Origin of the sequence: Streptomyces sp. (genome assembly GCF_031178505.1) — a bacterium.
Taxonomy (GTDB): domain Bacteria; phylum Actinomycetota; class Actinomycetes; order Streptomycetales; family Streptomycetaceae; genus Streptomyces; species Streptomyces gulbargensis.
In genome coordinates, this window is record NZ_JAPSIW010000547.1 from 1 (window position 1) to 4,888 (window position 4,888).

The window sequence follows — 4,888 nt, forward strand, 5'->3', positions numbered from 1 at the left end:
GTGCTCACGGTAGATGCGGGTGAAGTCGTCGTTCGGGCCGAAGCACTGCGACGTGGGCCCCTTGCCGGTGAGCCAGCTCCAGCCCAGCTCCCACGGGTTGTTGCCGTTTCCGGACTCGACGGGCCTGCCGAACGGCGTCAGACAGCTCTCGGCACCCTCGGGCAGGCCGTTCGTGCCCGGCTTGATGGGGGTCGTCGCGTTGTCCAGCGCCTTCTGGATCGCCTCCTGCCTGGCGGCTTCGACGACGAGGTGCTTGGCCTGCAGCGCCGACCGCGCGGCCGCCTCGGCGCTCGCTCCCGCCGCGAGCGATGCCTGGCGGGCCGCCGCGGCCGAAGCGGCGGCGTTCGCGGCGTGGGCAGCGGCCTCGGTGGCGGACCGCACGGCGCGCGTCGCCGCGCTGCGGGCCACGCTGCTCGCCTGACGTGCCGCGGCCGCGGCCCGACGCGCGGTCTCGGCGGAGCGGGCGGCCTCGGCCGCGGATCCCTCGGCGGCCTCGGCGTTCCTGCGCGCCTCCTCGGCGGACAGCTTCGCGGCTGCGGCGTACCCCTTGGCGAGCTCCGCCCACTCGGTCGCCTTCGCGGCGGCGTCGCGTGCGAGGGCGGCGGCCTCGGAAGCCCGTGCCGCGTTCTCCTGCGCCTCCTGGGCCGTCTTGGCGGCGCCCGCGATCATCGCCCGGACCGCGCTGATGTGCGTGGCGTGGTCGTGGTCGATCCGAGCGAACTCGTACTGCGTGGTGCCGACGAACTGGCGCAGCATGTGCGCGTCGCCCTCGAGGGCGATCGTGGCGGCCGCCCTGACGTAGGGGCCCCCGTTCCGCAGCAGCGTGGTGGCCGCCACCCGGTCGTCCTCGTGGACGGCCTTGGTGCGCTCGACATGCAGGAAGTCGTGCAGGGCCCGGGCGGTGCCGGCCTCCAGCGCCGCCACGGCCGCACGCCGCACCGCGGAACCGGTGGTCCCGTCGGCCAGGACCGTCGTCACCTCGACCCGGTTGTCCTCCTTGGCCGCCTCGATCGCGCCGCTCTCCAGGAACGTCCTGACCTTGGCGTCGTCCTCGGTCCTGAGCACGTCCACCGCGGCCAGCGCCACGTTCTTCGTGGAGATCGCGGCCATGGCCGCGACGTTCTCGATGTTGTCCTGCCGAAGGGCGATGAGGCGGTCGGCGTCGATCCAGTGGACGACGTCCTCGTCCGAGCCGGCCAGCGCGAACTCCGCAGCCTGCCGGGTCCACGTGCCCGACCGGTCGACGAGCTTGATCGCGGCCTTGCGCCCCGCTGCCACGGCCTCGGCGGTCCTGCCGTCCTTCAGCGCGGCCTCGGCGGAGGCGATGAGCGCGAGCAGCTCCGCGGACAGGCGCGATTCCTGCGTCCGCTCCCGGTTGTACCGTTCGAGCCGGCCCGTCTCCGCGTCCGCCTCCAGCCGCGCCCGCTCGACCGCCTCGGCGGTCTCCTCGGCCAGCCGCTCGGTCTCGGCCGCACGTGCCGCCTGCTCCACCTCGCGTGCCTTGTCGACCGCCGCGGCGGCCTTGGTCGCCGCCTCGACGGCCGCGTTGGCGGCCTCGGTCGACCGGTTGGCGTAATCGACCGCCTGGCCGGCGTGGTTCGCCGCGTCCAGAGCCCGCGCGGCGGCCTTCTCGGCGTGATCGGCGGCACTCTCGGCTGCTTCGCGCGCCACGTGCGCTGCTGCCGCCGCCTGCCCGGCCAGGGTCCGGGACTTGGCCGCGGCCTGCGTCGCCCTCGCGGCGGCGGCCTCCGCCACGGCGGCCTCCCGCTGCGCGGTGGCCGCCTCGGACTGCGCGGCGCCGGAGGCCAGGGCGGCGTCGGCCGACGCCCTGGCGGCCGAGGCCGCGTTGAGCGCCGATCCGGCGGCAGCCGCGCCCGCGGCCTCGGCCGCTTCGGCGGCGACGGCCGCGAGGCCCGCCTTCTGGGCCACCGTGCGGACGTACTGGACCATGGCCGTCGCCGCCCGCGCCGCCGTCCGGGCCGCCTCCGCCATCGAAGCGTCCCTCGAGGCCCCGATCGCCGCGTGGTAGGCCTGAGCCGCGGCGCGTCCCGCTGCCGCGGCTGCCGCGGCAGCGGCCTGCGCGGCGGACACGCAGCGCTGCGAGGCGGCCTGCGCCGTCCGCGAGGCCGACACCGCGGTCGCCGCGGCTGCCGCGGCGCCCCTGGCGGCCTGAGCCGCCTTGTTCGCGGCCCTGGCGGAGCGCTGGACGTCGTTCTCCGCGGCCTCGGCCTCGGCCTTCGCCTCCAGCGCCGCCTTCTTCGCGTTCTCGGCGGCCTTGACCGCCTGCTGCGACAGCTCCACGGCCTCGTCGGTCTTGCGGCCGGCGCGCTGCCCTTCCGCCTCGACGACCTTGACCAGCTGCTGGATCGTCGCCGCTTCCTCGTCACGGGCGCGGGCGATGTACTGGCCCGTCTCCAGGAACCACCGGATCGCCCGCGGCGTGCCGTCGTCCAGCGCCCGCTTCGCGTACTCCCGCACCTGCGGCGACGCCGTCACGAGGATCGACGTCACCCGCACCCGCTCGTCCTCCTCCTGAGCGGTGAACTGCCTGCCGCTCAGGAAGGCGCGGAGCGCGAAGTCCGACCCGGCGTCCAGCGCGGCGGCACCCTCGCGCTTCACGGCACGGCCACCGTGCGCCATGACCGTGGTCACGGCCACCCTGAGGTCCTCGCGCACCGCGGACTGGAACCCGCCCATGAGGTACGCCTCGACCGCCGCCGTGCCGCCGGACAGGGCCGCGCCGATGCTCTCGCGGGTCGCCCTGCCCGCCGTCACCAGCGATCTGGTGAGCGTGAACCGGTTGTCCTCGGCCCGGGCGGAAGGCAGCCTCTCGTCGAGGAACGCCCTGACGTCCGCCGCGGTCCCGACCAGAGCCGCGGCGGCCGCGGCGCGGACGGCGCGCCCGCCCGTCCGGTACGCCCAGACGACCCGGCCCCGCTCGGTGTCCGGCAGACCGGATCCGGCGGGCAGGGAGACGGCCCCGTCCGCCGCGTACGCCGGGCGGGTGAGCACGGTGCACTCCGGCAGCACACAAGCTGCCGCCACTCCCGTGAAAGCGGCGAGTATCTGACGTCTGCTGAACTGTCGTGAACGCTGAGACATCACGACTCCCTTCCCCTGCGGTGTGATCCCTGCCAGGACGTGCTCCCGGCCCCACGGACCCTCGTGGTCGGTGGCCGCGGCCGGGTGCGTCGCGTCGGACTCGGATGTGAGTCCCGCGGTGACGTGTCCTGCGGCATGCCGGCCGGGTCACGCCGCGCTCCCTGGCGGCGATCGACACTCTCGGGCCACGGGGAACGCGAGGGGAAGGGTGTTCGGATGGCCGGAAGTGTCCCTGGCCCGATCCGGCCGGGTGGGCTTCCCGGCGTACTCTCGCGCCGGCTCGTCCTGTCGCCCGCGCGTCGGGGGACGAATGAGCCCGCGCGGTCGAGAACACCGGGCGGGACACGCCTACGGCCGGCGGGAGCGCGCGCGACACGCCAGGACGTCTCCACCGCCGCGACGTACAAGAAGTGATGGACCGCAGTGCGTCCGGGACACGTCCGCCGGCCTGGCCGCTTGCGGTCCTGGCCCCTTCAGGCCGGCGGACCCGGCTTCCGCCGGCGGCGGGACGCGGAAAGACTGGGGTCGCCAGGCGGCGCCGACGAAACAGCACCACCGGCCTCGTACCCCACGACCCGCCCCCTCCGCCGTCCCACCCATTCCGGGATCAGGATGCCTGCTCACCCCTCAGCGGCCCGCGCGCCCTTGTCTTCGGCCGACCGCGGCGCTCCCTCGGGCCGGGCGCGCTCAGTCCGGCTGCGCGGGCAGCCATCCGTGCTGCACCGCCCGGACACCGGCCTCGAACCGGCTGCGCGCCCCCAGCCGCTCCATGAGATCGTTCGCGATCCGTCGGGCCGTACGCGTGGACACCCCCAGCCGCTTGCCGATCGTCTCGTCCGTGTGCCCCTCGGAGAGCAGGGAGATGAGGGCCGCCTCCTGCGCACTCAGGCCGTGGACGTCACGGGCACGCGCCTCCCCGAGCGGGTGCGCCGCAGCCCACACGCTCTCGTACAGCGCGCACAGCGCGGTCAGCGTTCCCTGCCCGGTCAGCACGACAGCGCCGCCCGCGGTGTCCTCACTGCTCACGGGTATCACGGCGGTCGCCCGGTCCACGATGATCAGGCGGGTGGGCAGGGACGCCGCGGTGCGCACCTGCCCGCCCAACGAGGCCGTCCAGCGCGCGTACTCCACGGTCGGCCTGTGGTGGCGGACGCTGTCCAGGTACACCACCCTGGTCCGCACCCCGCGCCCCAGCAGCTCGGCGTCCAGCGGCCGGGACGCGGCGATGTTCTCCTCCGTCTGAGGCCCTCCGGGCGCGAACGTCATGACCTCGTGGCGCACTTCACGGGTCAGCCGCGCGAGGCGGTCCCGGATCTGGTCCAGACCGATCAGCTGCTCGACTCCCGGGCTGGCGCCCGCGGGCCGCAGGTCGGCGTACTCGGAGATCAACTGGGCGGCCGCCGCGCGGGAGGCCTCCAACCGCTGCTGCTGGGCCGCGATCTGGGCCTGCTGGCGGGCCATCAGGACTTCCATCCCGAGGTCGGGCGAGACCGCGCGCAGCCCCCCGCCCTCGGCCGACGGCCGGACCAGCGCGAGCTCGCTGAGGACGTCGAGTCCGTCCCGCACCTGCTGTTCCGTCGCGCCGATGCGGGCGGCGAGGGCCGACACCCCGCCCCCCGGAACGGCCAGTATGGCGCGATAGACAGCTTCGGCCATCGTGTCAAGGCCCAGCGCAGACAGCATGTCATTCCCCCCGGAACTGCTCATCTCTCATACAAAAAGATCATCATATGCCCGCAGCGGGAGGGCAGAAGGAAGGGGTCATGTACCTCGTACACGCGCACTT

The 4,888-nt window shown here is 74.7% G+C and carries 2 protein-coding genes; both read right to left on the minus strand.

Annotated elements, in window-relative coordinates:
* On the minus strand, positions 1–3,012 hold a 3,012-nt coding region (locus tag RIF68_RS27430; RefSeq protein WP_309053984.1), incomplete at its 3' end, for an ALF repeat-containing protein.
* Between the two features lie 777 nt (positions 3,013–3,789).
* Entirely contained in the window at positions 3,790–4,785 is a 996-nt protein-coding gene (locus RIF68_RS27435; protein WP_309053985.1) for a helix-turn-helix transcriptional regulator, read from the minus strand.
* Positions 4,786–4,888 lie beyond the last annotated feature (103 nt).

Coding starts and splice junctions, on each gene's coding strand:
- RIF68_RS27435 (WP_309053985.1), bottom strand. CDS start 4,785: ATGCTGTCTGCGCTGGGCCTTGACACGATGGCCGAAGCTGTCTATCGC.